A 23,308-nucleotide genomic window follows, 5' to 3' on the forward strand; every position below is an offset into this window, starting at 1 on the left:
TGCGTGTTGCGAAGGTCAGCGGTAGTGGCGGGCGGCGCGCTGCATGACGATCTCGTCACGCATGCCTTCCAGGGCCATCAAGCGGACCTTGCCGACACCCTGCAGTTCCATGAACCGCTCCGTGTAGAACTCCGGCCCCAGCGCGGTGTCGGCGCGGGATTTGCTGAAGCCGTAGGGCACCACGCCCTTCTCGCCATCCTTGCTACCACCGACATAAAGAACGATTGCCATGTGATGTATTCCTCCAAATTGCTACTGCGTACTGCACTCGATGAGCGATGCTGCGAGCTCATCGAGGGAGAGCTTACCGCGTCGAACCTGACTGGAACGTCACAAAGGCTAATGACGATCGGTTGCATGCAGATGACTGCGGGATCGCAGCAGAATGCTTACGGATCTTTAACTTCCGCCTAACGAATCCGCGGGGGATTCCCGCCAACGGCGCAGCCCCTCGTGGCTGGGTCGAGAAATGCGCTTCATGTGATTGGGTCGGTCGGGGTGGGTTCGCGGGACACGCCGTAAACCCGTCCATGGGGGCTCGATGGCGCCATCCATGGCGCCAACGGTCCCGCGAACCCACCCCGACCGACCCCCGATAGTTTTCGGGCACGTCCAGCCACGGAAAGGAAAAAAGAAGATCAAAAGCAAAAGCGGCCTGGCCGGCTCGCTTTTTGTAGAGCCGAGCCCATGCTCGGCTGCTTTCAGGCCAGTCCGCGAAGCCGAGCGCAGGCTCGGCTCGCGAGCAAGCGCAGCGCGCGACCCGCTTCTGCTGTTCTTTTTCTTTTCCGTGGCCTGGCGCGCCCGGGAATTGTCAGCGGCCGGGTGGGTGGGGGTGGCGGGGTATCCGCGGCATGGATACCGCGGCTAAGCCCCCATGGATGGGTTCACGGCGTCCCCGCCAGCCCCACCCACCCGGCCAGCCCCCAGGAAGCAGGCATTCCGCGACCACGCCACGAGGGGCTGCGCCGTTGGCTGGAAACTACGGCCACCAACCGTGCCCGAACCGGGCGAAATGATCGGCCGCGCGCTCGAACGGATTGCGCGCACTCACCCCGCCACACAGCAGGTAAACCGGCAGGTACAGCGGCCCCAGCACCATGTACTGGTAGACGTGTGCGCGTTCGTGGTCATCCAGCCGGATCAGCGGCTCCACACCCCACCCCGCCTGGTGCGCATAGGTGCGGCAGGAAATACCCAGATCGTGGCCGGTATGCAGGATCACATTGCCCAGTGTGACCGCCCCGCCCGGCCCCCACGGCCAGCGGTCGAACACCAGTGCGCAGTCCCGCCCGCTCCAACGCAGCGTCGCGCCGCCGAGCATGCCGGCCAGGCCACCGGTCACGCCGATCAGGGTGTTGGGCAGGGTCCACACCGCACCCAGCACCTGCAGCGCGCGCAGCCAGAGTGGCCAAGGCCGGGAGGCGGCGTTCAATCGGCCTCGTTCGGCATCAGCAGCCACAGGATCAGGTAGACCAGGATGCCGGGGAAGGCCGCCGAGGCCAGCGACAGCAGCACGTAGACCACCCGCAGGAGGGTGACATTCCAGCCGAAGCGATGGGCAATGCCACCCATCACGCCAGCGATCATGCGGTCGTTCAATGAACGCGACAGCGTCTTGGGCGTGGTGTTCATGGCGGCGGCTCCGGGCAACGGACAAGGCAGTCGAGCGTGGCTCGACTCTACACCCTGCCCATGTCTACGGCGTGCGGTGACGCAGCGCCTGCAGGCGCGCACCGAACCAGGCGGCTGCGGTCTGTTCAGGCTGCCCCGGGCACTGGATGCGATAGGGTTTGCCGCTCATGCTGCTCTGGCTGGCGGCGCGCTCGATGAACTGCTCGGCGCTGTCCACCATGTCCTTCTTCAGCAGGTAGTCGTACTTGCGCTGCAGGTGCGCGCGCGCATCGCTACCGTCGTACCAGCTGCCATTGCGCTGAAACCGGCATTGGGAGCCGTCCAGGCTGGAGATCAGCTGGGCGATTTCTCTTCGCGCATCCGCGCTGGGGGCGGCTTGGGCCACAGGTGCTGCCAGCAGCAGCGCGGCAAGCAGCAGCGATATCCTTTGCGACATCATCATTCTCCATGCAGTCGAGCATGGCTCGACGCTACAAAAACCGAAGCAGCCTTTACGCGTCACGCGCCTTCAACCAGCCATCGATCGTGGCCGGCACTTCGCGCTGCGCGCGGCCGGACACGTAGATGCCGATATGGCCACCGCGGAAACTGGACTCGGTGTAGTCGTCCGTGCCCAGGCGCCCACGCATCGCGCGCGAGGCGTCCGGCGGCACCAGATGGTCCTGCTCGGCGTAGATGTTCAGCACCGGCAAGGTCACCTGCGACAGATCCACGGCTTCCTCGCCAATCCGCACCGTGCCGTTCACCAGTCCGTTGCCCTGGTAGAACTGCTTGATGAAGTCGCGGAATGCCTCGCCCGCCAGGTCCGGTGAATCGAAGATCCACTTCTCCATGCGCAGGAAATCCTCCAGCGCCGCCTTGTCGTCGAGGATATCGAGCAGGCCCACGTACTTCTGCACGTTCAGGCGGAACGGCTTGAGCATCAGGTAACTGGCATTCATCAGGTCGGCCGGGATGTTGCCCAGCGTGTCGACCAGCAGGTCCACGTCCACCTGCCGCGCCCAATGCGAGAGCATGTTGTCGGCCGTCTGGAAGTCGACCGGGGTGACCATGGTGATCAGCTTGCCCAGCTTCTGCCGGCGCAGCGCGGCGTAGCACAGCGCGAACACGCCGCCCTGGCAGATGCCGAGCAGGTCGACCGGACCGCCACTGCGCACGCGCAGCGCGTCCACCGCACCATCGATATAGCGCAGCAGGTAGTCCTCCAGGGTCTGGAAGCGTTCGGACCGGTCCGGGTAGCCCCAGTCCAGCACGTACACGTCCTGGCCCAGCGCCAGCAGCTTCTGCACCAGCGAGCGGTCGGCCTGCAGGTCGACCATGTACGGCCGGTTGACCAGCGCGTAGACGATCAGCAGCGGGGTGCGCCGGGTCGGCGCCTGCTCACCGACGAAGCGGTACAGCACCACCTTGCCGTCGCGCCAGACTTCCTCGCGCGCGGTCACGCCATAGTCCACGTCTTCCACCTGCGGCAGCAGCTTCAACCCTTCCATCAGCTTGCGCTGCATGGCCAGGGTTTCCTGCATCAGGTCGTCGGCGTTGAAGCCCAGCGGTCCCTTCATCGGTCACGCGCCCGAGCGGAAGCACGAGATGCGGCCTTCTTCGCAGGCGCCTTTTTCGCTGCCGCCTTCTTTGCCGGCGCGGCCTTCTTCGCGGCCTTGCGGGCGGCTGGCTTCACCTTCGCCGGCGCCGGCTGTGCCACTGGGTCCACCTCGGCAGTCCCAGCCAAAACCGCGACCTGTGCCTGCAGGCGGCGCAGGCTGCGCTCCAGCTCCGCGATGCGGCGGTGTGCGGCATCCATCTCGCTGCGGGTCGGCAGGCCGATACGTTCACTCATCTGTTCCACCTCGCGCTGCAGGCCGGCGCGCAGACGCATCTGCGCGTTGCCCAGCGAGGCGTAGACCCGCTGGAACGGTTCGGACATGGCGACCTTGGCGTAGGCCTCCTCGGCCACTTCGATCCACAGGTCGAACATCGCGCGGGCGCTGGTCAGCTGGCTGCCGGGCTGTTCGTGCTCGGCCAGGCGCTGCTCGAACAGCGCAAAGGCCTCGTCCAATGCCTGCTTGATCTGATCGACATAGGCGCGCGAATGCTGCTGGTATTCCTCCTGCGCACGCAGCAGGGCCTGCCAGCGCGCCTGATGCTCGCGCCCGGGGCCGAATGCCGGGCTCTGCAGCCACGGGCCAGCCTGCAGCTGGAACTGCTGCAGCCATGCGGCGAATTCGGGCACGGTAGCGCCGGCGTGGGTGCTGCCACGGGCGCCCTGCAGCATCCACTGCAGCATGCCGTCGCCCTGCCCCTGCACCGCCTCGCGCCAGGCCTGGGCCACATCGGCACTGCTGGCGTCGCGGCCGGCGAAACGCGCGGCAACCTCCTGCATGGTGCTGTACCAGCTGCCCGCCTGTTCGCGGAACCGGCGCACGGCATCTTCCGGTGCGCCCTGCGCCTGCTCAGGCAGCAGCTGGCCCCACCAGTCGAACAACCGCTGCCAGCTGCCGGGGTCGTCACCGGCGGGTGCACCGGGCGTGCTCGCATGGCGCAGGGCATCGCCCCAGGCGCCGAAGTACTGCCGGGCCAGGGTCTCGAAATCGCTGCTGCCGGCGTCGTGGGCCGAGCTGGTCATCGCAGGCCTCCGCAGGGCTGGCTCATGGCTTGGGGATATGCAGGGTCTTGCTGATCATCAGCGACCCGGACAGGGCGAACAACAGCACCATCGGGTGCAGCTGCCACGGGCCGATCTGCCACTGGCCGAACCAGATGTTCTGGCCGATGGCATCGGTACCGGCGGCAATCGCCAGTACGATCACCAGCACCAGGCTGGTCGGGATCGGGGTGCCCTCGAAATACTTCACCTTGCCCTCGTCACCAGCGAGCGCCTCGGCAGTGACGTTGTAGCGTGCCAGGCGGCTGACACCGCAGCAGACGAAATAGCTCAGCACCAGCCAGTCCCAGCCGCCCTGCATACCGCACGCATAAGCCAGTGCCGCCGGCGCCACACCGAAGGAGATCACGTCGGACAGCGAGTCCAGCTCGCGGCCCAGGGTGGAGCTGGACTTGCGCCAGCGCGCGATGCGCCCGTCGAGCGCGTCGAAGATGAAGGCCAGCGGGATCAGCGCCATGCCGAACAGCAGGTAGCCGCGCTCGCCGTCCTGCAGGAAGCGCATCGCGGCAAACACCGCACCGGTGCCGCAGAAAGCATTGGCCAGGGTGAACCAGTCGGCCAGCTGGAATTCGCGCAGCATCGAGAAGTGACGTTTCATGGAGTCTCACGGAGCATCAAGGCCCACAGGTTACCGCGAGCGCCGCCGCTGGCGACAGCGCTGGCAAGGCCCACCCTTCACCGCTCCCTCACCTGTCCTCACCGGCGGTGAATTTTTCGCCACCCATCTTGACAGCCTAGGGGGGTGGCGCCTGTCGCGGCTTATCCACAAAGTTGCCCACGCGTAATCCACACCCCCTGTGGACAACCAGATCTCACCGACTGCGACGGTGGACATTTCCTCATCACCCTGCAGCGGGGTTTCCCTACTTCCCAAGCCGCGGGGTCGGCGCTATGGTCACCGGCGGGCCCGCCGCCGCCACGTCCGAATCCTACCGACGGACGACGATGACGATGCTGGATGCCTCCTCCCTGGCCGCGCAGCTGCGGCAGCCCCACGGCGACGCCGCATTGGCGGTGGCCGACTCGATGAACCGCAGCAACAGCGCGCTCAACCGGGCGGCGATCGGCCTGCTGGCGGTATCGGCAGGCGAACGCATCCTCGAGATCGGTCCCGGCAACGCCGCCTTCGCACCTGAGCTTCTGCGGGCGGTTGACAGCCAGTACCTCGGGATCGAGTGGTCGCTCACCATGGTCGAGGCCGGCAACCAGCGCCTGGCCGCCGCCGGGCTGGCCGACCGTGCCGCGATGCGCCACGGCGACGCCCACGCCCTGCCGATCAGCGATGCCTCGATGGATGCAGCGCTGGCGGTCAACACCCTGTACTTCTGGCCGAACCTGGCTCCGGTGCTGGACGAACTGGCGCGGGTACTGCGCCGGGGCGGCCGCCTGTGCCTGGCCTTTGGCGATGCCAGCTTCATGCGCAGCCTGCCATTTGCTGCCGACTTCCAACTGCATGAGCTGGACGCGGTGGAGCTGGCCCTGCGCGTGTCCGGCTTCCGCGTCTCGGCCTGGCGCAGCCACCGGGAAACCGCGACCGGCAATGATGGCCAGGCGCGCGAAAAACACTTCCACCTGCTGCTGGCACAGCGGTGCTGAAGCGGTAGAGCCGGCCGCTGGCCGGCTGCCCCGGCTTCCGGATTGCCGGCAAGCGGCCGGCACTACCCAGCCCGCACCCGGCCGCCAGCGAGCAAAACAGAACACCTGCATCACCAGCGGCCAGGCCCACCGTAGCCACCGCGCCGGATGCGATCCGACCCAGTGGTAGAGCCGGCCGTTGGCCGGCTACCCCGGCCATTCCGGATTGCCAGCCAGCGGCCGGCACTACCCAGCCTGCACCGGTCGCCAGCGAGCAAAACAGAACACCTGCATCACCAGCGGCCAGGCCCACCGTAGCCACCGCGCCGGATACGATCCGACCCAGTGGTAGAGCCGGCCGCTGGCCGGCTACCCCGGCCATTCCGGATTGCCAGCCAGCGGCCGGCACTACCCAGCCTGCGCCCGGCGCCAGCGAGCGAAACACAACACCTGCATCACCAGCAGCCAGGCCCACCGTAGCCACCGCGCCGGATGCGATCCGACCCAGTGGTAGAGCCGGCCGCTGGCCGGCTACCCCGGCCATTCCGGATTGCCGGCCAGCGGCCGGCACTACCCAGCCTGCGCCCGGCGCCAGCGAGCGAAACACAACACCTGCATCACCAGCATCGCCAACAACCCCAGCGGCCACGCCCACCACACGCCGGCCAGCCCATGCTGCACCCGCAGCCACATCGCCAGCGGCAGCTCCAGCAGCAATACCGCGCCCATACCCAGCAACGCTGGCAGCCATACCGTGCCGCTGCCGCGCATCACCCCGACCAGCACCGCGCTGATACCCATCGCCAGCACGCCCCACACCACGGTGCGCAACTGCAACGCGGCCAGTTCGCGCACGCCGGTCGCCGCCAGGATCAACCCGGTCAGCCAGGGCGCCAGCGCCACAACCAGCAGCACCACCCCGCTCAGCATCGCCAGTCCAAGCAGCACGCCGGTGCGTGCGATGGCCGGCAGCCGTGCCGTACGCCCCGCGCCCATCGCATGCGCTGCGAGGATGGTGGCGGTGATCCCCAGGGACATCGCCGGCAGCTGCACCCAGCTCATCAACTGGTTGACCGCACCGTAGGCGGCCGTGGCCGTGCAGCCATAGCGGTTGATCCAGCCCAGCAATACGATTTCGGCAATGGCCAGGCTGAGCATCTGCAGCGAAGACGGTACGCCGATGCGCAGCATCGCGCGGATGAGCGCGCCATCGAAACGAATGGCACGCAGCAGCTCACGTCCCGGTGCCAGGGGATGAGCTACCCGATGCCAGCGCCACAGCAACCAGCCCAAGGCCAACAGCGAGGCGAACGCCGCCGATACGGCCGCACTGGCCGAGCCCATCCGCGGCAGGCCGCGCCAGCCCAAGATCAGCAGCGGCGTGCACATCAGGCCGACCACCGTGGCCAGCAGCAGCGCATGCAGCGGCGTCTTCGCGTCCCCCACTGCGCGGCTCACGGCGGTGGCCAGCCACAACAGGAAGAACACCGGAGCCGCCAGCAGCAGGACGCGCGCATAGACAATGGACTCACTGAGGACCGGCGCCGGCGTGCCCAGCGCCGACAGCAGCTGTGGTGCGAAACCGCCGCCCACTGCCATCACCAGCGCTGACAACAGCAGGATCAGTGCCACCGCACTGCCGGCCACCGCGCGCGCCTGATGCGGCCGGCCCGCACCCCAGGCCTGGCCGATCAGCACCATCGCGCCCGTCGCCAGGCCCATCACCAATGCCAGCAACAGGAAGAAGACCGGGAAGAACGCCGCGGCGGCGGCCACCGCCTGCGTCCCCAGCAGATGGCCCAGGTAGATGTTGTCCAGCGTGCCTGCGGCCAGTTGCAGCGCATTGGTCAGCAGCATCGGCAGCAGCAGGGCCAGATAGGTGCGCCAGAGGGGCGGCGCGACCGGGGGGATGGGATGTGCAGGGATGTCCATGGGATTCTCTGGGCAAGGCGCTGCCCTGCCCGGCGTTTCCGCCAGCAAAGCAAGCACAGGGGAGCGGGCCGTGGCCCGCGATCAGGTGGCGCCGCCGCTCAACGACGGCGCGATGGCTCAGCCGTCGGCGCTCTCGAATGCCAGGCGCAGGGCGTGGTCACGCACATCCCCGGGCCAGGAATGCAGCACCACTTCCAGGCCCACGCGGTCATGCGCGAACAGCACGCGGATGGCCTCCTCGAAGCCCGGCAGGTCACCGGCGATGGTCTGCAGGAAGTGATACGCGCGCTCGCTGTCACGGCGCTGCCGTTCCTTGTCTGCACCAGCCCGGCTGGCCGCCTCCACCAGCTTGCGCAGCACCACCGAGGCCCCGCCAGGCTGCTCGGCCAGCCACGCCCAGTGGCGCGGCAGCAGGGTCACTTCGCGGGCGACCACGCCCAGCTTGGGGCGGCCGCGGCCACGCGGGGTAGCGGGCGCATCTTCGGCAGTAACGTCGGCATCCGCCTCCACGGCAGCGGGAAACGCTTCGATGACCCGCGCCAGCAGTTCTGCGTCACTGCCGCGCGTATCGAAATCACGGGTGCGGCCGGTGGCGTTGTCGAACACCAGCAAGGGTCCGGCAGCGTTGTCGGCGCGCAGCTGCTTGAGGGCCAGCGCGGCCACTTCCGGGGTACCGGAAGCGACCAGGCGATGGCCGTCGAAACAACTGAAGGGAGGGAGTCGGGACGCAGGCATGGCAATGGCATCAGAGGCGATGCGCAAATATTGCCCGGGTAATTTCTTCGAGTCAATATTGTCCGGGTATTAATTTGCCAGAAGAGCCTGCCAACCAAGGTTGGCACTCACCCGATTCGTCGGGTCACAGCCGGCTGTAGGACCAGCTGACCATGCGGCCGTCCTTGTACGGCATGACGCCGTGGAACGGGCGCGGGTCGGCGTCGAACACCAGGGGCAGGAAATTGCGGTCGCCTTCCCACATCGGCAGCGTGTCCAGCTTGTCCAGGTCGACCCACTCCAGCGTGCCTTCGTGGTTGCCACCGTGCGGGGTGCCTTCGAAGGCGTCGATGACGAACACGAAGCCCAGCCAGTCTTCGCCGTGCTTGCCGAAACCCGGCCAGCTGAGGGTGCCGCGCAGGCGCATGCCGGTGCAGTCGATGCCGGCTTCCTCGGCGATTTCACGACGCATGCTGGCCGCTACATCTTCGTCCGCTTCGATCTTGCCGCCCAGCCCGTTGTACTTGCCCAGATGGTGGTCACCCGGACGGGTGTTGCGGTGGATCATCAGCACCTGGCGACGATCGGGCGACAGCACGTAGCCCAAGGTGGCGACGATCGGGGTGTACGGCATGGGGCAGCATCCAGCGGCGGGTCAGCCATGGATTATGGCCGATCAGCGCACCAGCGACAGGCGGCGCTCAGCGGGTGTGCCTGCACCGTCGGGATCGCGGCGCAGGGTGGCCACACCGTGACCGCGCTCGGCCAGGTATTCCAGCCACTTGCCGAGGAATGTGTTCATCCGCATGCGGTGGCTGATCAGCTCCGCCGGCGGCGGGTACAGGCCCATCGTGTCCTGCCAGCGGCGGCCGACGTAGCAATGGGTAGTCTCGGCCTGGCGCGCGTCACGGTAAAGGCGCACATAGGCCGAAGGATCCGGCTCGCCGGTGACCGGATCGGCCAGGTCGTAGGTCAGGCGCAGTTCCACCGTGTAGCGGTGGCACTCGATCACGTCCAGGCGGACATCCAGGCCGTCGCCGATCGAGGAAATGTAGCTGCCCGCCACCAGTCCAGCCGGCTCGAACAGGCGCACCAGGTGGCGGTAATTTTCCGCGTACAGGCCCATGAGCCAGCTCAGCCGGCTCAGGCGGGGAATGCGTTCGGTGCGGGGCGAGGCTTGGGCCATGGGTCGATCCTACACGTTGGTGCTTCAACGTGGGGGCGGGCACGTGCAAGCCAACCCCTGGGTAGTGCCGGCCGCTGGCCGGCAGCCCTGCATCGCGGCCGGGGGTTCATCGGCCAGCCGGCCAGCGGCCGGCTCTACCAGACGAGGATCAATACAGCTCGCGCTGCAGCCCCAGTGTGGCCAGCACCTTGCTGGAAATCTCCTCGATCGAGGTATGGGTGGTGCTCAGCGTCGGGATCCGCTCCATCTGGAACATCACCTCGGCCGCAGCCACCTCGCGCTTGCAGGTGTCCAGGTTGGCGTAGCGCGAGTTCGGGCGGCGCTCCTGGCGGATCTGCTGCAGGCGATCCGGGTCGATGGTCAGGCCGAACAGCTTGCGCCGGTAGTTGCGCAGGCGCGGCGGCAGGCGGTCGCTTTCCAGGTCTTCATCGGTCAGCGGGTAGTTGGCCGCGCGCACCCCGTAATGCAGGGCCAGGTAGATGCAGGTGGGCGTCTTGCCGGCGCGCGACACCGCCACCAGGATCACGTCGGCATCGTCGTAGTTCACCGCAATCCCATCGTCATGGGTCAGGGCGAAGTTCATCGCGTTGATGCGGCGGTGGTAGGTGTCGAAATCAACCATGCCGTGGGCCTGGCCGACCCGGGCCAGGCGCGGGCTGGCCAGTTCACGCTCCAGCGGCTCGATGAACGGTGCGAACACATCCAGCATCAGCGCGCCGCTGTCGGCCAGGATCAGGCTCAGGCTCTGGTCCACGCAGGAGTTCACCACGATCGGCCGGACCTGGTACCGCTCCCCCGCCGCCTGGATCCGGGCACAGGCTTCACGCGCTTTTTCGGGGTCGTCAACAAACGACATGCGGTCGGTAATGAAGCTGAACCCGGAGAACTGGGTGAGCAGGCTATGCCCAATGGTTTCAGCGGTGATACCGGTTCCATCGGAAACGTAGAACACCGGACGGATGGTCGACATGCGCGCTTTTACCCCCTACGAAGCCTAAAAGGGCCGCCAACACAAGCTTGTGCCGACAGCGGTCTGCCCGGCATCATATCGGCTTCTTCCTACGGACGCGGCCACTCAGCCCGCCTCGGGCGATGGCCAAACGGAGCATCGCGCTTGAACGAGAACATCCTGTGGTTGCACGAACTGCGTCTGGCCGACCTGGCCCGCGTAGGCGGCAAGAATTCGTCGCTGGGCGAGATGATCGGCAACCTGGCCGGTCTGGGCGTCTCCGTTCCCGGAGGTTATGCGACCACGTCTGAAGCCTTCAAGGACTTCATCGCGCACAACGACCTGTCCAAGCGCATTTTCGACAAGCTGGCCACGCTGGACGTCGAGGACGTCAACGCGCTGACCGCCGCGGGCAAGGAAATCCGCTCCTGGGTGATCGACGCTCCGCTGCAGCCGCAGCTGGACCAGGACATCCGCACCGCGTACGCCAAGCTGAGCGCCGACAACGGCGGCGGCGACGTGGCCGTGGCCGTGCGTTCCTCGGCCACCGCCGAGGATCTGCCGGATGCCTCCTTCGCCGGCCAGCAGGAAACCTTCCTCAACGTCACCGGTGCCGACGACGTCGTGCACAAGGTCAAGGAAGTGTTCGCCTCGCTGTACAACGACCGCGCCATCGCCTACCGCGTGCACCACGGCTTCAAGCATGAGGACGTGTTCCTGTCCGCTGGCGTGCAGCTGATGGTGCGTTCCGGCGTCGGCTCCTCCGGCGTGCTGTTCACCCTGGACACCGAGTCCGGCTTCCGCGACGTGGTGTTCGTCACCTCGTCGTTCGGCCTGGGCGAAATGGTCGTGCAGGGCGCGGTCAACCCGGACGAGTACTACGTCTACAAGCCCACCCTGCAGGCCGGCAAGCCGGCGATCCTGCGCCGCTCGCTCGGCAGCAAGGCGATCCGCATGGTGTACTCGGATGTCCCGGGTGAGCGCGTCAAGATCGAAGATACCCCGGCCGAACTGCGCAACACCTTCTCGATCAGCGACGAAGACGTGCAGGAGCTGTCCAAGCAGGCCCTGGTCATCGAAAAGCACTACGGCCGCCCGATGGATATCGAGTGGGCCAAGGACGGTGTCAGCGGCAAGCTGTTCATCGTGCAGGCGCGCCCGGAAACGGTGAAGTCGCGCAGCCATGCCACCCAGATCGAGCGCTTCGCGCTGACCGAAAAGGGCGGCAATGTGCTGGCCGAAGGTCGTGCCGTCGGCGCCAAGATCGGCTCGGGCGTGGCCCGCGTGGTCAAGACGCTGGAAGACATGAACCGCGTGCAGCCGGGCGACGTGCTGATCGCCGACATGACCGATCCCGATTGGGAGCCGGTGATGAAGCGCGCGTCGGCCATCGTCACCAACCGTGGTGGCCGTACCTGCCACGCCGCGATCATCGCGCGCGAGCTGGGCGTACCGGCCGTGGTCGGTTCGGGCAACGCCACCAAGGTCATCGAAGATGGCCAGCTGGTCACGGTCAGCTGCGCTGAAGGCGATACCGGCTTCATCTACGAAGGCAAGCTCGGCTTCGAGCGCACCACCACCGATCTGGGCAACATGCCGCCGGCACCGCTGAAGATCATGATGAACGTGGCCAACCCGGAACGTGCCTTCGACTTCGGCCAGCTGCCGAACGCCGGCATCGGCCTGGCCCGCCTGGAAATGATCATTGCCAGCCACATCGGCATCCACCCGAACGCGCTGCTGGAATACGACCGCCAGGATGCGCCGACCAAGAAGAAGATCGACGAGAAGATCGCCGGTTATTCCGATCCGGTCAGCTTCTATGTGGACCGCCTGGCTGAAGGCATCGCCACCCTCACCGCCTCGGTCGCACCGAACGCCGTGATCGTGCGCCTGTCGGACTTCAAGTCCAACGAATACGCCAACCTGATCGGCGGCAGCAACTACGAGCCGCACGAAGAGAACCCGATGATCGGCTTCCGCGGCGCCAGCCGTTACGTCGACCCGAGCTTCTCGGCCGCCTTCGCGCTGGAGTGCAAGGCCGTGCTGCGCGTGCGCAACGAAATGGGCCTGGACAACCTGTGGGTCATGATTCCGTTCGTGCGCACCCTGGAAGAAGGCCGCAAGGTCATCGAGGTGCTGGAACAGAACGGCCTGAAGCAGGGCGAGAACGGCCTGAAGATCATCATGATGTGCGAAGTGCCGTCCAACGCACTGCTCGCCGATGAGTTCCTGGAGATCTTCGACGGCTTCTCGATCGGCTCCAACGACCTGACCCAGCTGAGCCTGGGCCTGGACCGCGACTCGTCAATCGTCGCGCACCTGTTCGACGAACGTAACCCGGCAGTGAAGAAGCTGCTGTCGATGGCGATCAAGTCGGCACGTGCCAAGGGCAAGTACGTCGGCATCTGCGGCCAGGGCCCGTCCGATCACCCGGATCTGGCCGAGTGGCTGATGCAGGAAGGCATCGAGTCGGTGTCGCTGAACCCGGACACCGTGGTCGATACCTGGCTGCGCCTGGCCAAGCTGAAGGCCAACGGCTGATGCCGTGATGGGCTGACGTCGCTTTCATCGACGTCCGCCCATACTGCTGCTGCACGCAAGCCCCGCCTCTGCGGGGCTTGCTGTTTCTGGCGTCCGTGAACGCCACGCGCACCTCGCGCCTGTCCCGCAGCAGCAAAGGAACTCCCGCATGATCGCCGTCGCACCACCCTCGCCCGCCGCAACCCCCTGGTTCCACTCGCTCGACTGGGAACGCCTGCTGGAAACCTACGGTGTACCGTTGCTGGCCGCCATCGTGGTGCTGCTGGTCGGCATGTGGGTGGCACGACGCCTGTCCAACGCAATGCCGCGCGCCACCGCGCGCATGGGCGTGGACCCGATGCTCGGCAGCTTCCTGCGCAATGTGGTGTATGCCGCGTCGCTTGTGATCGTAGTGGTGCTGGCGATCGGCACGCTGGGCGTGCAGATCACCCCGCTGCTGGCCGTGCTCGGCACCGCCGGCCTCGCGGTTGGTCTGGCATTGAAGGATTCGCTGTCCAACATCGCCTCGGGCGTGATGCTGGTGACACTGCGCCCATTCCGTGTCGGCGACGTGGTGACCATCGCCGGACAGACCGGCACCGTGCGCGAAGTGCGCATCTTCCAGACCGTGCTTACCGGTGCCGACAACCAGCACACCACCATTCCGAACACGCTGATCACCGCCGCGCCGATCATCAACCTGACCGCCGAACCGACGCGCCGCGTCGAACTGGTGATCGGCATCGGCTACGAGGACAACATCCAGCTGGCACGCGACACCGCGTTGGCGCTGATGAAGGCCGACCCGCGCGTGCTGCAGACACCGGCACCGGATGTGGTGGTGTACGAGCTGGGTGCGCATGCAATCAACCTGGGCATCCGCTGTTACGTGAAGTCGGCCGACTGGTTCGGTACCAAGGTCACGCTGCTGGAACAGCTGAAGCTGGGCTATGACAAGGCTGGCATCAACATCCCGTACCCGCAGCAGGACATGCATCTGTACCTGCACGGCAAGGATGGCGGTGTGGTCGAGGCTGATGCGCTGGTACGCGACACGCCCTGATCCCAAACAGAAATACCGGCCAGCGGCCGGCACTCCCCTGCCCCGCGCACCCTGGTAGTGCCGGCCGCTGGCCGGCACCCACCCCATCTCCATACACCGGTAGTGCCGGCCGCTGGCCGGCAGCCTCCAGGATCAGGCCGCGACGCTCTCTTCCAGCGTCGGGTAATCGGTGAAGCCAAGCGCACCACCGCCGAAGAACGTCGCACGGTCCGGCGGATTCAGTTCCGCACCCAAGCGCAGACGCTCCGGCAGGTCCGGATTGGCGATGAACGGGCGACCGAAGCCGACCAGGTCAGCCCAGCCTTCGGCCAGTGCCTGCTCGGCGCGCTCGGCGGTGTACTTGCCGGCGTAGATCAGCGTGCCCGGGTAGACCATGCGCAGTGCCTGCTTGAACGCCACCGGCATCAGCGGCGCTTCGTCCCAGTCGGCTTCGACGATGTGCAGGTAGCCCACGTCCAGCTCGGCCATCAGATGCGCAGCGGCCAGGTAGGTTGCCTGCGGCGTATCGTCCACCGCGCCCTGCTGCACGGTCAGCGGCGCCAGGCGCACGCCGACACGATCCGCACCGGCCACTTCAACCATCGCCTGCACCACTTCACGCAGGAAGCGCAGACGGTTCTGCAGCGAGCCGCCGTAGCGGTCGGTACGCAGGTTCGCCTGCGAATCGATGAACTGGTTGATCAGGTAGCCATTGGCGGCGTGCAGCTCGACACCATCGAAACCGGCGGCCAGCGCATTGCGGGTGGCCTGTGCATAGTCGGCGATGATGCCTGGAATCTCGTCCTCGCGCAGCGCGCGCGGCATCGAATGCTGGATCATTTCGCCCATGCCGGTTTCCGGACCGGCACCGGTCGGATCGACGAACACCTTCACGCCTTCAGCCAGCAGGGCCGACGACGATACCGGTGCGCCACCTTCCGGCTGCAGCGCCACGTGCGAAACGCGGCCCACATGCCACAACTGGGCGTAGATGCGGCCACCGGCGGCGTGCACCGCATCGGTCACCTGGCGCCAGCCCTGCACCTGCTCGGCACTGTGGATGCCCGGGGTCCAGGCATAGCCCTGGCCCTGCTGGCTGATCTGGGTACCTTCGCTGACGATCAGGCCAGCGCTGGCGCGCTGGGCATAGTAGGCGGCCATTTCCGCGGTGGCGACATTGCCGTCGGCGGCACGCGAGCGGGTCATCGGCGGCATGACGATGCGGTTGGGCAGGGTCAGCGCGCCCAGGCGGTGGGGGGTGAACATCATGGCGGCAATCTCTTGCGGGGGGAGTGCCGCAAAGAATGGGGATACCGCCCGCTGCGCAACAGGCACGCGCTGGCAAAACAATTGTTCCCTCAAGGCAAGGATGGCCGGCCGGGGGGCAGAGCCCTTTGCACGGCAAAGGGGTCCGATCCCAACACCGGTTACAGCGTGGGTTCGATCAGTACGCCGCCATGCGCCACGCGGTCATAGCAGGCGCGCACCACATCCTCCCCGTACTTCAGCTCCAGCCGGCGCACGATGAAGTGGCCGCGCGCCATGTCCTGGTAGTAATCGGTGAACATGGTATTCAGTGTTGCACCCGCGGCGGCACCGACGATCGGCACCGCCTGCGCGGCGAACTTCTCGGTGACCACCACGCCGAATCGCGCCGCCACCTTCTCCACCATCTTCGCCAGCAGTTTGCCGGCCTCCTTCGGCGCCACACCCAGGGTCAGGTCGCGACCGGTCACCACGCGCCCGGCCAGCTCGGCCGACAGGTGGCGCATCACATCGGTGGTGAACCCACGGGCCAGGTAATAGCCCGTCTCGCTCGCGTCATCGCGTGGCGAGTTGCCGCCCAGCGCGAACACCTCCAGGCAGGCCTGGCGGGTACTGAACTCGGACAGGTCGAACCCCTCGCTGCGAGCCACGTCCGCCACCGCGCGCATCATGATGGTGGTCGACACCGGCAGCTCGATGAATAGTGCCGCGAAGCCGAAGGCCCCGCCCACCGCGCCCGAGGTCGCGGCGGCCACCTTGTGCCAGCGGGTCGACGCTCCCTTGCCGGGCGAGTTGTCCATGCTCCACAGGGCCGCCTGCGCCGACTTGGACAGCGCCGCCTGCACAGCACCGTGGATGCGGCCGGAGACTGCCTTGGGCAGCGCCTTCACCGCGAACTCCAGCGGCGTGCCGACCAGGTTGGCCATGCGCGCGGTCAGGGTCGGCGCTTCCAGCAAGGCCACCGCCCGCTGCAGGTCGGACCAGTCGCGGGCGTCGTGGGCAATATCGCGGGGGAGCAGGATGGGCTCGTTCATGGCGCCGATCTTAGCGTCATGGAGTTGAACGGTTCGTCGCGAGGCACGACAGAAGGGTCAGAGCCCTTTCCGCTGGAAAGGAATCCGACCCCGGCGTCGTTGTTCAGGCAGCCGGCAGCCCCGACAGCGCGCCCATGAACTGGCGGTAATGGCGCAGCTCGGCGATCGAATCGTGCACGTCGCTCAGCGCGGTGTGGTTGCTGTTCTTGCCGACGCCGGCGGCCACGCTCGGTGCCCAGCGCTTGGCCAGTTCCTTCACCGTGGACACGTCCAGGTTGCGGTAGTGGAAGTACTTCTCCAGGCGCGGCATCTGGCGGTGCAGGAAGCGGCGGTCCTGGCAGATCGAGTTGCCGCACATCGGCGAAAGGCCGGCCGGGATCCACTGCGCCAGGAAGTTCACCGTCTGCGCCTCGGCCTGGCCCAGGGTGGTGGTGCTGTCCACCACGCGCTGCCACAGGCCCGAACGGCGGTGCTGGTTGCGGTTCCACTCATCCATCGCTTCCAGCGTTTCCAGCGGGTGATGGATGGCGAATTCCGGCCCTTCGGCCAGCACGTTGAGCTGGGCATCGGTGACCACGGTGGCGATCTCGATGATCGAATCGTTGTCGGTATCCAACCCGGTCATTTCCAGGTCGATCCAGATCAGTCGCTCGTTGGCCGCGCCGTTGTCCGCCATGTGTCGCCTCGTTGCTGGGCAGGCGCGCGGCCTACCGGTGAAGGAAAGGGGCGCCCATCATACCCTTTCGCCACTCAGCCCTCGCCGGCGTGGTCTTCCAGCAGCAGCGGCGGTTTGCCGCGCTTGGCGCGGAAATAATTGGTCAGGCGCATGCTGGCCTCCTTGGCCAGCACCCCACCATGGATCTCCACCCGGTGGTTGTGGCGGGCATCACCCAGCAGGTCGAACACGCTGCCGCAGGCGCCGGTCTTGGGGTCGCTGGCGCCGTAGACCAGGCGGGCTACGCGTGCATGCACGATCGCCATCGCGCACATCGCGCACGGTTCCAGGGTCACGTACAGGGTGCTGCCGAGCAGCCGATGATTGGCCAGCAGCGTGCCACCGGCCCGCATGGCCACGATCTCGGCATGCGCACTGGGATCGTGAGAGGCGATGTTGAGGTTCCAGCCCTCGCCCAGCAGCTGGCCATCGGCGCCCACCAGTACCGCACCGACCGGAATCTCGTCGAACTCGCGCTGCGCACGCTCGGCCAGCGCCAGCGCATGGCGCATCCAGTGTTCATCGGCATCGTGCACCGGTACACCCAGGGCATCAGTCATGGCGGTTCTCGCGTGTCTACAGGGCCAGGATGGCCGCCGGGGCCGCATTGTACGCCCGCGCCCGTGCAGGCGCCGCTAGCGTGCGTCGAAGCGCTCGCGGGCGGCGTCCAGCGCCGGGAAGTTGTGCTCGGCCCAACGGTCCAGGGCAGACAGCGTGTCAACCAGACCACGCGCGACCTCGGTCAGCCGGTACTCCACATGCAGCGGCTTGCTGCCCCGCTCACACCGCTCGACCAGGCCATTACGCTCCAGCTGCCGAAGGGTCTGGGTCAGCACCTTCTGCGAGATGCCTTCGATCTTCCGCAGCAGCGCGCCATTGCGCAGCGGCCCCTGCGCCAGCGCCGGCAACAGCAGCATCACCCACTTGCCGGAGATCAGCGCCAGCGCATCGCGTGCCGAGCAATCGGCGGCATAGACATCGCCCGGACAGGCCATGGTTACCTCAAGGTACGTAATTGCCGGAGCACTCCGGCACCGCGAGGATGGTCGCACACTCCACCAACACCTCGCCCCATGCGCGCCCTGATTCTGCTTGCCCATCCCGAACCCCGCTCGTTCAACGCCTACCTGGCCGCGCAGGCCGCCGAGCAGCTGCGGCATGACGCGCTGCAGGTGGACGTGGTCGACCTGTATGCAGAGAGCTTCGATCCGCTGGAAGCGGCCCAACATCATTCAAGACGCCTGCAGCCCGGCCGTTTCGATGCCCAGCGAGAACAACGCCACAGCGCCGAGCATGATCTTCTGCCCACCGACGTGCGCCGCCACCTGCAGCTGCTGCAGGCCACTGACCTGCTGATCCTGCAGTTCCCGCTGTGGTGGTTCGCGGCGCCGGCGATCCTCAAGGGCTGGCTGGACCGCGTGCTGGTCTACGGGCCGATGTACAACAGCCGCCTGCGCCACGAACACGGCGCGATGCGCGGCAAGCGTGCCTTGCTCAGCGTCACCACTGGCTCTTCGGCGCGGGCCTGCGCCGTCGACGGCCGCGAGGGTGATACCCGCTTGTTGATGTGGCCGTTGATGTACAGCCTGCGCTACGTCGGCTTCGACGTGATGGAACCGCATGTGGTGCATGGTGTGCGTTCCGGGCTGGCACCGGAGCGCGTGCAGGCGCACGACGAGGCGCTCACCATGGCTGCACGTAACTACCGGGAACGACTTGCTCAGTGGAAGCAGTGGCCGATCGTGCCTTTCAATGACAGCGAGGACTTCGAGGACGGCGTGGTGCTGCGCGCGGAAGCCACAGCCTACAGTCCCTTCATCCGCCATCGCCACACAGGATGAATCCGCTTCTGCAGGCGTGGCCGGAAAACTTCATACTGCGCGTTCCTGTCAAGCACCTTGGTGAACCCATGACCACCCTGCGCTCCTCGCGCGCCGACGACGGCACCGCCCTCGTCGACCTCTGGCGTCGCGCCGTCGACGCCACCCACGATTTCCTCAGCGCCGAAGACCGCCAGGCCATCGATGCCGAAGTGGCTGCTTTCCTGCCACAGGCGCCGATGACCGTTGCCGTCGATGCGCAGGATCGGCCCGTAGGCTTCATGCTGATCGACGGCACACACATGGAAGCGCTGTTCATCGATCCCGACGTGCGCGGCACTGGTATCGGCCGGCAGCTGCTGCAGCATGCGCTGGCCCTGCATCCGCAGCTGAGTACCGACGTCAACGAACAGAACGCGCAGGCCGTTGGCTTCTACCTGCGCATGGGCTTCGTCGAAACCGGCCGCTCACCGCTCGATTCGCAGGGCCGTCCGTATCCCCTGATCCATCTCCGGTACAACGGCTGACATCCCTCGGCAGCAGCCACGTGCTAGCGTGGCTGCTTTCGGAGAGGAGTGCCGTGCATGGACGGTGGCAGAGTCCTGTTGACCCTGTTCGCGCTGGGAATAAGCCTGGTATGGATCCTGGTGCCGTTCGCGATCTTCGCGGTGCGCAATCTGCTGCGCGAGCTGCTGGCCGAGCAGCGTCGCACCAATGAACTGCTTGAACACATCGGCGGCTACCGCATTCCCAAGCCGCAACCCGAGCCTACCGTCTGGCGTGCGCCCTGACCTCCCAGACACTCAGGCGCTGGCTTCAAAGGCCGTGGAGTAGCTCACCTCGCCCTGCGCCATCGGCGGACGCAGGCACAGCGCCTGGAAGTACTCTGGCGGAACACCCGGCAGCACCAGGCCCGGCTCGGCGCGGAACCCGAACCGCCCGTAATACGCCGGCTCCCCCAGCAATACACAGCCGTGCGCGTCCTGCCCACGCAATGCGTCGAGCGCCGCGTGCATCAGCGCCGCGCCAATGCCCTGCCCCTGCCATTCGGGCAGCACCGAGATGGGGCCGAGACCGAACCAGCCCGTACTGCCATCGCTGACCGTCATCGGCGACAGGGCGATGTGGCCGACCACCTGCCCTTGCCGCTCGGCGACCAGCGAAATGCTCAGCTCTCCGCGTGCACGCAGCGCGTCGACGATGAACTGCTCGGTGTGGCTGCTGTGCGGGGCTTCGCGGAAGGCCGCCGCGGTGAGTGCGTGGATGACCGCGTGGTCTTCGCGGGTTTCGGGGCGGATCGTGCAGTTCAAGGAGAACGCCTTTGATGAAGTGATGGACATGTGAATGATCGATTTCCGTCACGGATTCAGCTACGAACCTGCGTCCGGCAGCAGAGCCAACGCGACGATGGGATGCCCTGTGCGGCAAGCGATCTGCCGGCGCGGCGCGCCCTGGGTGCGTCAAAAATCCGTCTCGAGGGGTGGCACAGGGCTCCCGGCACGTTCCATAATCGAGAAACCTGCCACCCAGGAAGGATATATGGACATGGACGCACGATGCAGGATCGGGCCATGGGTGTAGCACACCGCGCGCACAGGGGAAGGCCGTTGCTGGCATTGCTCGCCCTCCTCCCGCTGGCGGCGTGCTCGCCGTACGCCGATGCCGAGCGTGACGTCGACGCGGGTGGACGCGGCCTGGCCAAGCTCAACCCGGCCCCGAAGCAGGCCTATGAGCTGGTGCTGACACTGAAGAACGCACCGGGCCCGTTCGCGATTGTTGAGGGCGTGGCCCAGTATGACGCCAGCAACCACGCAGATTGTGGGCGGCTCTTATCCGCGACAGGCACTGCGGGCCGCATCACCAGCCAAGAGCCCGTCACGCTGCGCAAGATCGGCGAGAACGAGTATCGCGGCACGTTCTACCTCGACCGTATGCAGGACGAGGACTACTACGGTCGTGGCGTCTGCCATTGGTCGCTGACGGGTGTTGGCACGATGCTGCGCGCCACGACCGCCAAGGCGGATACGCGATTCCTGACGTATTTCAGAAAGGAACGCATGAACGCCGAATCGCCATTTACTCTCTACTATCCGAAGGCTGCCTATCCTCGCGCCGAACTTGCTGCCAACTATCCTGCAAGTGGCAAGGAAGATCCGTCAGCGTACAAAGAAGAGCTGCGCGACGCGCTGTTCTCGACCACCACCACTGTGCAGAAGCTCGCGCCATGAACTGCCAGTGTCACATTTACCTCTATCCCCAAGGAGGCCGACATTGCGCCACAAGATGATTCCGTGCCTTGCTCTGCTTCTGTTGACCGCCTGCCACCCGGAGACCGCCATGAACCAGGAACGTGCCGCTGCTGAAGCCGATGTCGCCCAGGGTGGGCGCGGGCTCGCAAAGCTCAACCCCAGCCCGCGCAAGGCCTATGAACTGGTGCTGCGCCTGAAGGATGCCCCGGGCGACTTCGCGGTGGTCGAAGGTGTCGCGCAGTACGACGTCACCAACGAAGACCAGTGCGGCCACATCGAGCCGGCCACCGGCACGGCTGCTCGCATTACCAGCCAGGAACCGGTGGAACTGCGCAAGGTCGCTGATGGCGAGTACCGGGGCACGTTGTATGTGGACCGCATGTTGGATGAAGACTACTACGGTCGTGGCGTGTGCAAGTGGGAGTTCACCGGTGCCGGGGCAATGCTGAAGGCAACGGGCGCTGAAGAAGAGACCCGCTTCCTCACCTTCGTTGACGCCAAGCCGCTGACCGAAGGTGGCGCGCATACGCTCTATTATCCTGTTCTGGTCTATCCGAAGGCAGATCGCGTTCCGAATTTCCCCGCCAGCGGCGAGCCCGATCGCAGCAATTACGCCCCCGATCTTCAGGACAAGCTGTTTACGATCACCCTCTCCGCAAGTGAGGTGGCGCCGTGACCGTCACCTCCCAGGATTACGCCGCGTTATCTGATGACGCCTACAAGGATCGGGCCGTCGGCCGACGTGAACCAGGCCAGGAAGAGAAGGTCACGTTAAACGGCCATGAGTACAAGATACTTGAGCATGTCAACAATCGTCTCAACGGCTATCAAGGTACCGTCTATCAGCGCGTAGACAGCAAAGAGATCGTCATTGCCCATCGCGGCACCGAGCAGATCGCTCGTGATGCGATCCTGACCGATGGCGGCATGGTGGTTGCGCGGACCAATGTGCAAGCGCCGGATGCGATCGCGTTGACACAGAGAACACTCGAAACTGCCGCATTGCAGGGACGCTTGAATGGCGGACATGCCCCCCAGGTCACCGTCACCGGCCACTCCCTCGGCGGCGCCCTGGCGCAGATCACCTCGCACCACTTCAACGTCAAGGGCGAGACCTTCAACGCCTATGGCGCGGTCAGCCTCAGCTACCGCATCCCGGAAGGCGGCAACACCATGATCAACCACGTCATGGCCTCCGATCCGGTCAGCTCCGCCTCGCCGCACTTCGGCCAGGTGCGCATCTATGCCAAGCCGGATGAGATCAAGACACTCGCCGCAAACGGCTTCAGCAATCACCCGATGCGCGCCCTCATCCCGGACAGCCCGCTCGTCGCAGCAGGCAGCTCGTTCGGCGCGCACAAGCTGGGCAACTTCCTCGGCGACGGCTCGGTGCTGCAACACCCGGAAACGCAGAAGCTGGCAAAAGACAACGCCAAGATGATCGAAGAGTACCGCGATGACGTCGAATCACTGCGTCGCGGTGTCACCCGCGCGGCACGCGGCATCCCGGGCGGCGCCGTCGATCTGTACGACCATATCCGCGGCCCGCTGCAGCCCGGTGAGCCCGCACGTCGCGAAGCGGAAAAGAACGGCCATCACACCAGCATGCTGCGCATGGACGATGCCAACCATCTTGGCAATCCCTTGTTCAACGATGCGATCCGCGGCGTGCACGCGCAGGACGTGCGCGTCGGACGCGTGCCGGACGTGATGAGCACGCAGCTGGCAGGCAGCCTGGCTGCCGAAATGCACGCGGCAGGCGGTAAGCGCATCGACGACGTGGTGATGAATGCCGATGCCTCGCGCAGCTTCGCCGTGCAGGGCCAGGGCGGCGACCCGGCGCACCTGCGCGTGTCGGTGGATACGGCGGTGGCAATGAACACGCCGCTGGAACAGAGCAGCCAGCGCATCGACCAGCAGGCCGCAGGCCAGCGCCTTGTGCTGGAGCGCGACCAACAGCTGGAACAGCAGCAGAATCAGACCCGCAGCCTGCAGGCCTGATGACCGCGCGG

Annotated in this window: 27 protein-coding genes; 9 read left to right on the plus strand and 18 right to left on the minus strand. The window is 66.3% G+C overall.

Going from position 1 to position 23,308, the window contains the following annotated elements:
* Nucleotides 1-15: 15 nt before the first annotated feature.
* The 7 genes from EGM71_RS12440 to EGM71_RS12470 all read right to left on the minus strand — a co-directional run bounded on the left by EGM71_RS12440 (nt 16) and on the right by EGM71_RS12470 (nt 4,889).
* Nucleotides 16-231 (minus strand): hypothetical protein, encoded by a 216-nt coding sequence (locus EGM71_RS12440; protein ID WP_005410085.1) that lies wholly within the window; start codon nt 229-231, stop codon nt 16-18.
* Nucleotides 232-979: 748 nt separating this feature from the next.
* A complete protein-coding gene (locus EGM71_RS12445; RefSeq protein WP_188485180.1) occupies nt 980-1,432 on the minus strand; it encodes a hypothetical protein in 453 nt (150 codons plus the stop codon).
* Nucleotides 1,429-1,632 carry a PspC domain-containing protein gene (locus EGM71_RS12450; protein WP_188485181.1) on the minus strand — a complete coding sequence of 68 codons (204 nt, stop codon included), beginning with the start codon at nt 1,630-1,632 and terminating at the stop codon, nt 1,429-1,431. The genes EGM71_RS12445 and EGM71_RS12450 overlap by 4 nt, the downstream gene beginning before the upstream one ends.
* A gap of 64 nt (nt 1,633-1,696) precedes the next feature.
* Nucleotides 1,697-2,068: a YfeK family protein gene (locus tag EGM71_RS12455; protein WP_188485182.1), complete on the minus strand. Its 372-nt coding sequence runs from the start codon at nt 2,066-2,068 to the stop codon at nt 1,697-1,699.
* Between the two features lie 55 nt (nt 2,069-2,123).
* Entirely contained in the window at nt 2,124-3,191 is a 1,068-nt protein-coding gene (gene phaC / locus EGM71_RS12460) for a class III poly(R)-hydroxyalkanoic acid synthase subunit PhaC (protein WP_057501864.1), read from the minus strand.
* Nucleotides 3,188-4,252, minus strand: a complete 1,065-nt coding sequence (gene phaE / locus EGM71_RS12465) for a class III poly(R)-hydroxyalkanoic acid synthase subunit PhaE (protein ID WP_188485183.1) — start codon at nt 4,250-4,252, stop codon at nt 3,188-3,190. Before phaE ends, phaC begins: the two co-directional genes overlap by 4 nt.
* A 22-nt stretch (nt 4,253-4,274) precedes the next feature.
* Nucleotides 4,275-4,889 carry a CDP-alcohol phosphatidyltransferase family protein gene (locus EGM71_RS12470; RefSeq protein WP_188485184.1) on the minus strand — a complete coding sequence of 205 codons (615 nt, stop codon included), beginning with the start codon at nt 4,887-4,889 and terminating at the stop codon, nt 4,275-4,277.
* Nucleotides 4,890-5,236: 347 nt separating this feature from the next.
* Between EGM71_RS12470 and EGM71_RS12475 the strand changes: the two genes are divergently transcribed.
* Nucleotides 5,237-5,887, plus strand: coding sequence for a class I SAM-dependent methyltransferase (locus EGM71_RS12475; protein ID WP_188485185.1), 651 nt, complete (start codon nt 5,237-5,239; stop codon nt 5,885-5,887).
* 549 nt (nt 5,888-6,436) lie between these two features.
* On the opposite strand, the gene EGM71_RS12480 is transcribed toward EGM71_RS12475, so the two are convergent.
* The 5 genes from EGM71_RS12480 to ppsR form a co-directional block, all read right to left on the minus strand.
* Nucleotides 6,437-7,798 carry an MATE family efflux transporter gene (locus EGM71_RS12480; protein WP_188485186.1) on the minus strand — a complete coding sequence of 454 codons (1,362 nt, stop codon included), beginning with the start codon at nt 7,796-7,798 and terminating at the stop codon, nt 6,437-6,439.
* Between the two features lie 117 nt (nt 7,799-7,915).
* The gene (locus EGM71_RS12485) at nt 7,916-8,533 is read right to left on the minus strand and encodes a DUF2239 family protein (RefSeq protein ID WP_188485187.1); all 618 of its coding nucleotides are present in this window, start codon (nt 8,531-8,533) and stop codon (nt 7,916-7,918) included.
* Between the two features lie 124 nt (nt 8,534-8,657).
* Entirely contained in the window at nt 8,658-9,146 is a 489-nt protein-coding gene (locus EGM71_RS12490) for an NUDIX hydrolase (RefSeq protein ID WP_188485188.1), read from the minus strand.
* Between the two features lie 42 nt (nt 9,147-9,188).
* Nucleotides 9,189-9,698: a DUF1249 domain-containing protein gene (locus EGM71_RS12495; RefSeq protein ID WP_032956108.1), complete on the minus strand. Its 510-nt coding sequence runs from the start codon at nt 9,696-9,698 to the stop codon at nt 9,189-9,191.
* A 148-nt stretch (nt 9,699-9,846) separates the two neighbouring features.
* On the minus strand, nt 9,847-10,668 hold the full coding sequence (gene ppsR, locus EGM71_RS12500; protein ID WP_006452040.1) for a posphoenolpyruvate synthetase regulatory kinase/phosphorylase PpsR: 822 nt from the start codon (nt 10,666-10,668) through the stop codon (nt 9,847-9,849).
* Nucleotides 10,669-10,812: 144 nt separating this feature from the next.
* Here ppsR and ppsA point away from each other — a divergent pair, with 144 nt between their 5' ends.
* Nucleotides 10,813-13,191, plus strand: a complete 2,379-nt coding sequence (gene ppsA, locus EGM71_RS12505; RefSeq protein WP_188485189.1) for a phosphoenolpyruvate synthase — start codon at nt 10,813-10,815, stop codon at nt 13,189-13,191.
* A 148-nt stretch (nt 13,192-13,339) separates the two neighbouring features.
* Nucleotides 13,340-14,233, plus strand: a complete 894-nt coding sequence (locus EGM71_RS12510; protein ID WP_188485190.1) for a mechanosensitive ion channel family protein — start codon at nt 13,340-13,342, stop codon at nt 14,231-14,233.
* 132 nt (nt 14,234-14,365) lie between these two features.
* On the opposite strand, the gene EGM71_RS12515 is transcribed toward EGM71_RS12510, so the two are convergent.
* The 5 genes from EGM71_RS12515 to EGM71_RS12535 form a co-directional block, all read right to left on the minus strand.
* On the minus strand, nt 14,366-15,481 hold the full coding sequence (locus tag EGM71_RS12515) for an alkene reductase (protein WP_188485191.1): 1,116 nt from the start codon (nt 15,479-15,481) through the stop codon (nt 14,366-14,368).
* Nucleotides 15,482-15,639: 158 nt separating this feature from the next.
* Nucleotides 15,640-16,512: an EcsC family protein gene (locus tag EGM71_RS12520; protein WP_188485192.1), complete on the minus strand. Its 873-nt coding sequence runs from the start codon at nt 16,510-16,512 to the stop codon at nt 15,640-15,642.
* A gap of 103 nt (nt 16,513-16,615) precedes the next feature.
* Nucleotides 16,616-17,188, minus strand: a complete 573-nt coding sequence (gene orn / locus EGM71_RS12525; RefSeq protein ID WP_019660274.1) for an oligoribonuclease — start codon at nt 17,186-17,188, stop codon at nt 16,616-16,618.
* A gap of 74 nt (nt 17,189-17,262) precedes the next feature.
* Entirely contained in the window at nt 17,263-17,787 is a 525-nt protein-coding gene (gene tadA, locus EGM71_RS12530; RefSeq protein ID WP_188485193.1) for a tRNA adenosine(34) deaminase TadA, read from the minus strand.
* 75 nt (nt 17,788-17,862) lie between these two features.
* The gene (locus EGM71_RS12535; RefSeq protein WP_188485194.1) at nt 17,863-18,222 is read right to left on the minus strand and encodes a winged helix-turn-helix transcriptional regulator; all 360 of its coding nucleotides are present in this window, start codon (nt 18,220-18,222) and stop codon (nt 17,863-17,865) included.
* 78 nt (nt 18,223-18,300) lie between these two features.
* On the opposite strand from EGM71_RS12535, the gene EGM71_RS12540 reads away from it, so the two are divergent.
* The 3 genes from EGM71_RS12540 (at nt 18,301) to EGM71_RS12550 (ending at nt 19,838) form a co-directional block, all read left to right on the plus strand.
* Complete coding sequence (locus tag EGM71_RS12540) at nt 18,301-19,068, plus strand: NAD(P)H-dependent oxidoreductase (RefSeq protein WP_188485195.1); 768 nt, start codon at nt 18,301-18,303, stop codon at nt 19,066-19,068.
* A gap of 68 nt (nt 19,069-19,136) precedes the next feature.
* Nucleotides 19,137-19,574, plus strand: a complete 438-nt coding sequence (locus EGM71_RS12545; protein ID WP_188485196.1) for an acetyltransferase — start codon at nt 19,137-19,139, stop codon at nt 19,572-19,574.
* Nucleotides 19,575-19,631: 57 nt separating this feature from the next.
* On the plus strand, nt 19,632-19,838 hold the full coding sequence (locus EGM71_RS12550) for a hypothetical protein (RefSeq protein WP_164262744.1): 207 nt from the start codon (nt 19,632-19,634) through the stop codon (nt 19,836-19,838).
* 12 nt (nt 19,839-19,850) lie between these two features.
* On the opposite strand, the gene EGM71_RS12555 is transcribed toward EGM71_RS12550, so the two are convergent.
* Nucleotides 19,851-20,357, minus strand: coding sequence for a GNAT family N-acetyltransferase (locus EGM71_RS12555; protein ID WP_188489838.1), 507 nt, complete (start codon nt 20,355-20,357; stop codon nt 19,851-19,853).
* 261 nt (nt 20,358-20,618) lie between these two features.
* Here EGM71_RS12555 and EGM71_RS12560 point away from each other — a divergent pair, with 261 nt between their 5' ends.
* From EGM71_RS12560 to EGM71_RS12570, 3 genes are read left to right on the plus strand one after another with little or no spacing between them, the layout of a single operon-like run.
* Nucleotides 20,619-21,275, plus strand: a complete 657-nt coding sequence (locus tag EGM71_RS12560) for a hypothetical protein (RefSeq protein ID WP_223224462.1) — start codon at nt 20,619-20,621, stop codon at nt 21,273-21,275.
* 43 nt (nt 21,276-21,318) lie between these two features.
* Complete coding sequence (locus EGM71_RS12565; RefSeq protein ID WP_188485198.1) at nt 21,319-21,972, plus strand: hypothetical protein; 654 nt, start codon at nt 21,319-21,321, stop codon at nt 21,970-21,972.
* On the plus strand, nt 21,969-23,297 hold the full coding sequence (locus tag EGM71_RS12570) for an XVIPCD domain-containing protein (RefSeq protein ID WP_188485199.1): 1,329 nt from the start codon (nt 21,969-21,971) through the stop codon (nt 23,295-23,297). Before EGM71_RS12565 ends, EGM71_RS12570 begins: the two co-directional genes overlap by 4 nt.
* The last annotated feature ends 11 nt before the right edge of the window (nt 23,298-23,308 follow it).

This window comes from Stenotrophomonas maltophilia (genome assembly GCF_006970445.1).
GTDB lineage: Bacteria > Pseudomonadota > Gammaproteobacteria > Xanthomonadales > Xanthomonadaceae > Stenotrophomonas > Stenotrophomonas maltophilia_AU.

Coding starts and splice junctions, on each gene's coding strand:
- EGM71_RS12440 (WP_005410085.1), bottom strand. CDS start 231: ATGGCAATCGTTCTTTATGTCGGTGGTAGCAAGGATGGCGAGAAGGGC.
- EGM71_RS12450 (WP_188485181.1), bottom strand. CDS start 1,632: ATGAACACCACGCCCAAGACGCTGTCGCGTTCATTGAACGACCGCATG.
- EGM71_RS12455 (WP_188485182.1), bottom strand. CDS start 2,068: ATGTCGCAAAGGATATCGCTGCTGCTTGCCGCGCTGCTGCTGGCAGCA.
- phaC (WP_057501864.1), bottom strand. CDS start 3,191: ATGAAGGGACCGCTGGGCTTCAACGCCGACGACCTGATGCAGGAAACC.
- phaE (WP_188485183.1), bottom strand. CDS start 4,252: ATGACCAGCTCGGCCCACGACGCCGGCAGCAGCGATTTCGAGACCCTG.
- EGM71_RS12470 (WP_188485184.1), bottom strand. CDS start 4,889: ATGAAACGTCACTTCTCGATGCTGCGCGAATTCCAGCTGGCCGACTGG.
- EGM71_RS12475 (WP_188485185.1), top strand. CDS start 5,237: ATGACGATGCTGGATGCCTCCTCCCTGGCCGCGCAGCTGCGGCAGCCC.
- EGM71_RS12480 (WP_188485186.1), bottom strand. CDS start 7,798: ATGGACATCCCTGCACATCCCATCCCCCCGGTCGCGCCGCCCCTCTGG.
- EGM71_RS12485 (WP_188485187.1), bottom strand. CDS start 8,533: ATGCCTGCGTCCCGACTCCCTCCCTTCAGTTGTTTCGACGGCCATCGC.
- EGM71_RS12490 (WP_188485188.1), bottom strand. CDS start 9,146: ATGCCGTACACCCCGATCGTCGCCACCTTGGGCTACGTGCTGTCGCCC.
- EGM71_RS12495 (WP_032956108.1), bottom strand. CDS start 9,698: ATGGCCCAAGCCTCGCCCCGCACCGAACGCATTCCCCGCCTGAGCCGG.
- ppsR (WP_006452040.1), bottom strand. CDS start 10,668: ATGTCGACCATCCGTCCGGTGTTCTACGTTTCCGATGGAACCGGTATC.
- EGM71_RS12510 (WP_188485190.1), top strand. CDS start 13,340: ATGATCGCCGTCGCACCACCCTCGCCCGCCGCAACCCCCTGGTTCCAC.
- EGM71_RS12515 (WP_188485191.1), bottom strand. CDS start 15,481: ATGATGTTCACCCCCCACCGCCTGGGCGCGCTGACCCTGCCCAACCGC.
- EGM71_RS12520 (WP_188485192.1), bottom strand. CDS start 16,512: ATGAACGAGCCCATCCTGCTCCCCCGCGATATTGCCCACGACGCCCGC.
- orn (WP_019660274.1), bottom strand. CDS start 17,188: ATGGCGGACAACGGCGCGGCCAACGAGCGACTGATCTGGATCGACCTG.
- tadA (WP_188485193.1), bottom strand. CDS start 17,787: ATGACTGATGCCCTGGGTGTACCGGTGCACGATGCCGATGAACACTGG.
- EGM71_RS12535 (WP_188485194.1), bottom strand. CDS start 18,222: ATGGCCTGTCCGGGCGATGTCTATGCCGCCGATTGCTCGGCACGCGAT.
- EGM71_RS12540 (WP_188485195.1), top strand. CDS start 18,301: ATGCGCGCCCTGATTCTGCTTGCCCATCCCGAACCCCGCTCGTTCAAC.
- EGM71_RS12545 (WP_188485196.1), top strand. CDS start 19,137: ATGACCACCCTGCGCTCCTCGCGCGCCGACGACGGCACCGCCCTCGTC.
- EGM71_RS12550 (WP_164262744.1), top strand. CDS start 19,632: ATGGACGGTGGCAGAGTCCTGTTGACCCTGTTCGCGCTGGGAATAAGC.
- EGM71_RS12560 (WP_223224462.1), top strand. CDS start 20,619: ATGGGTGTAGCACACCGCGCGCACAGGGGAAGGCCGTTGCTGGCATTG.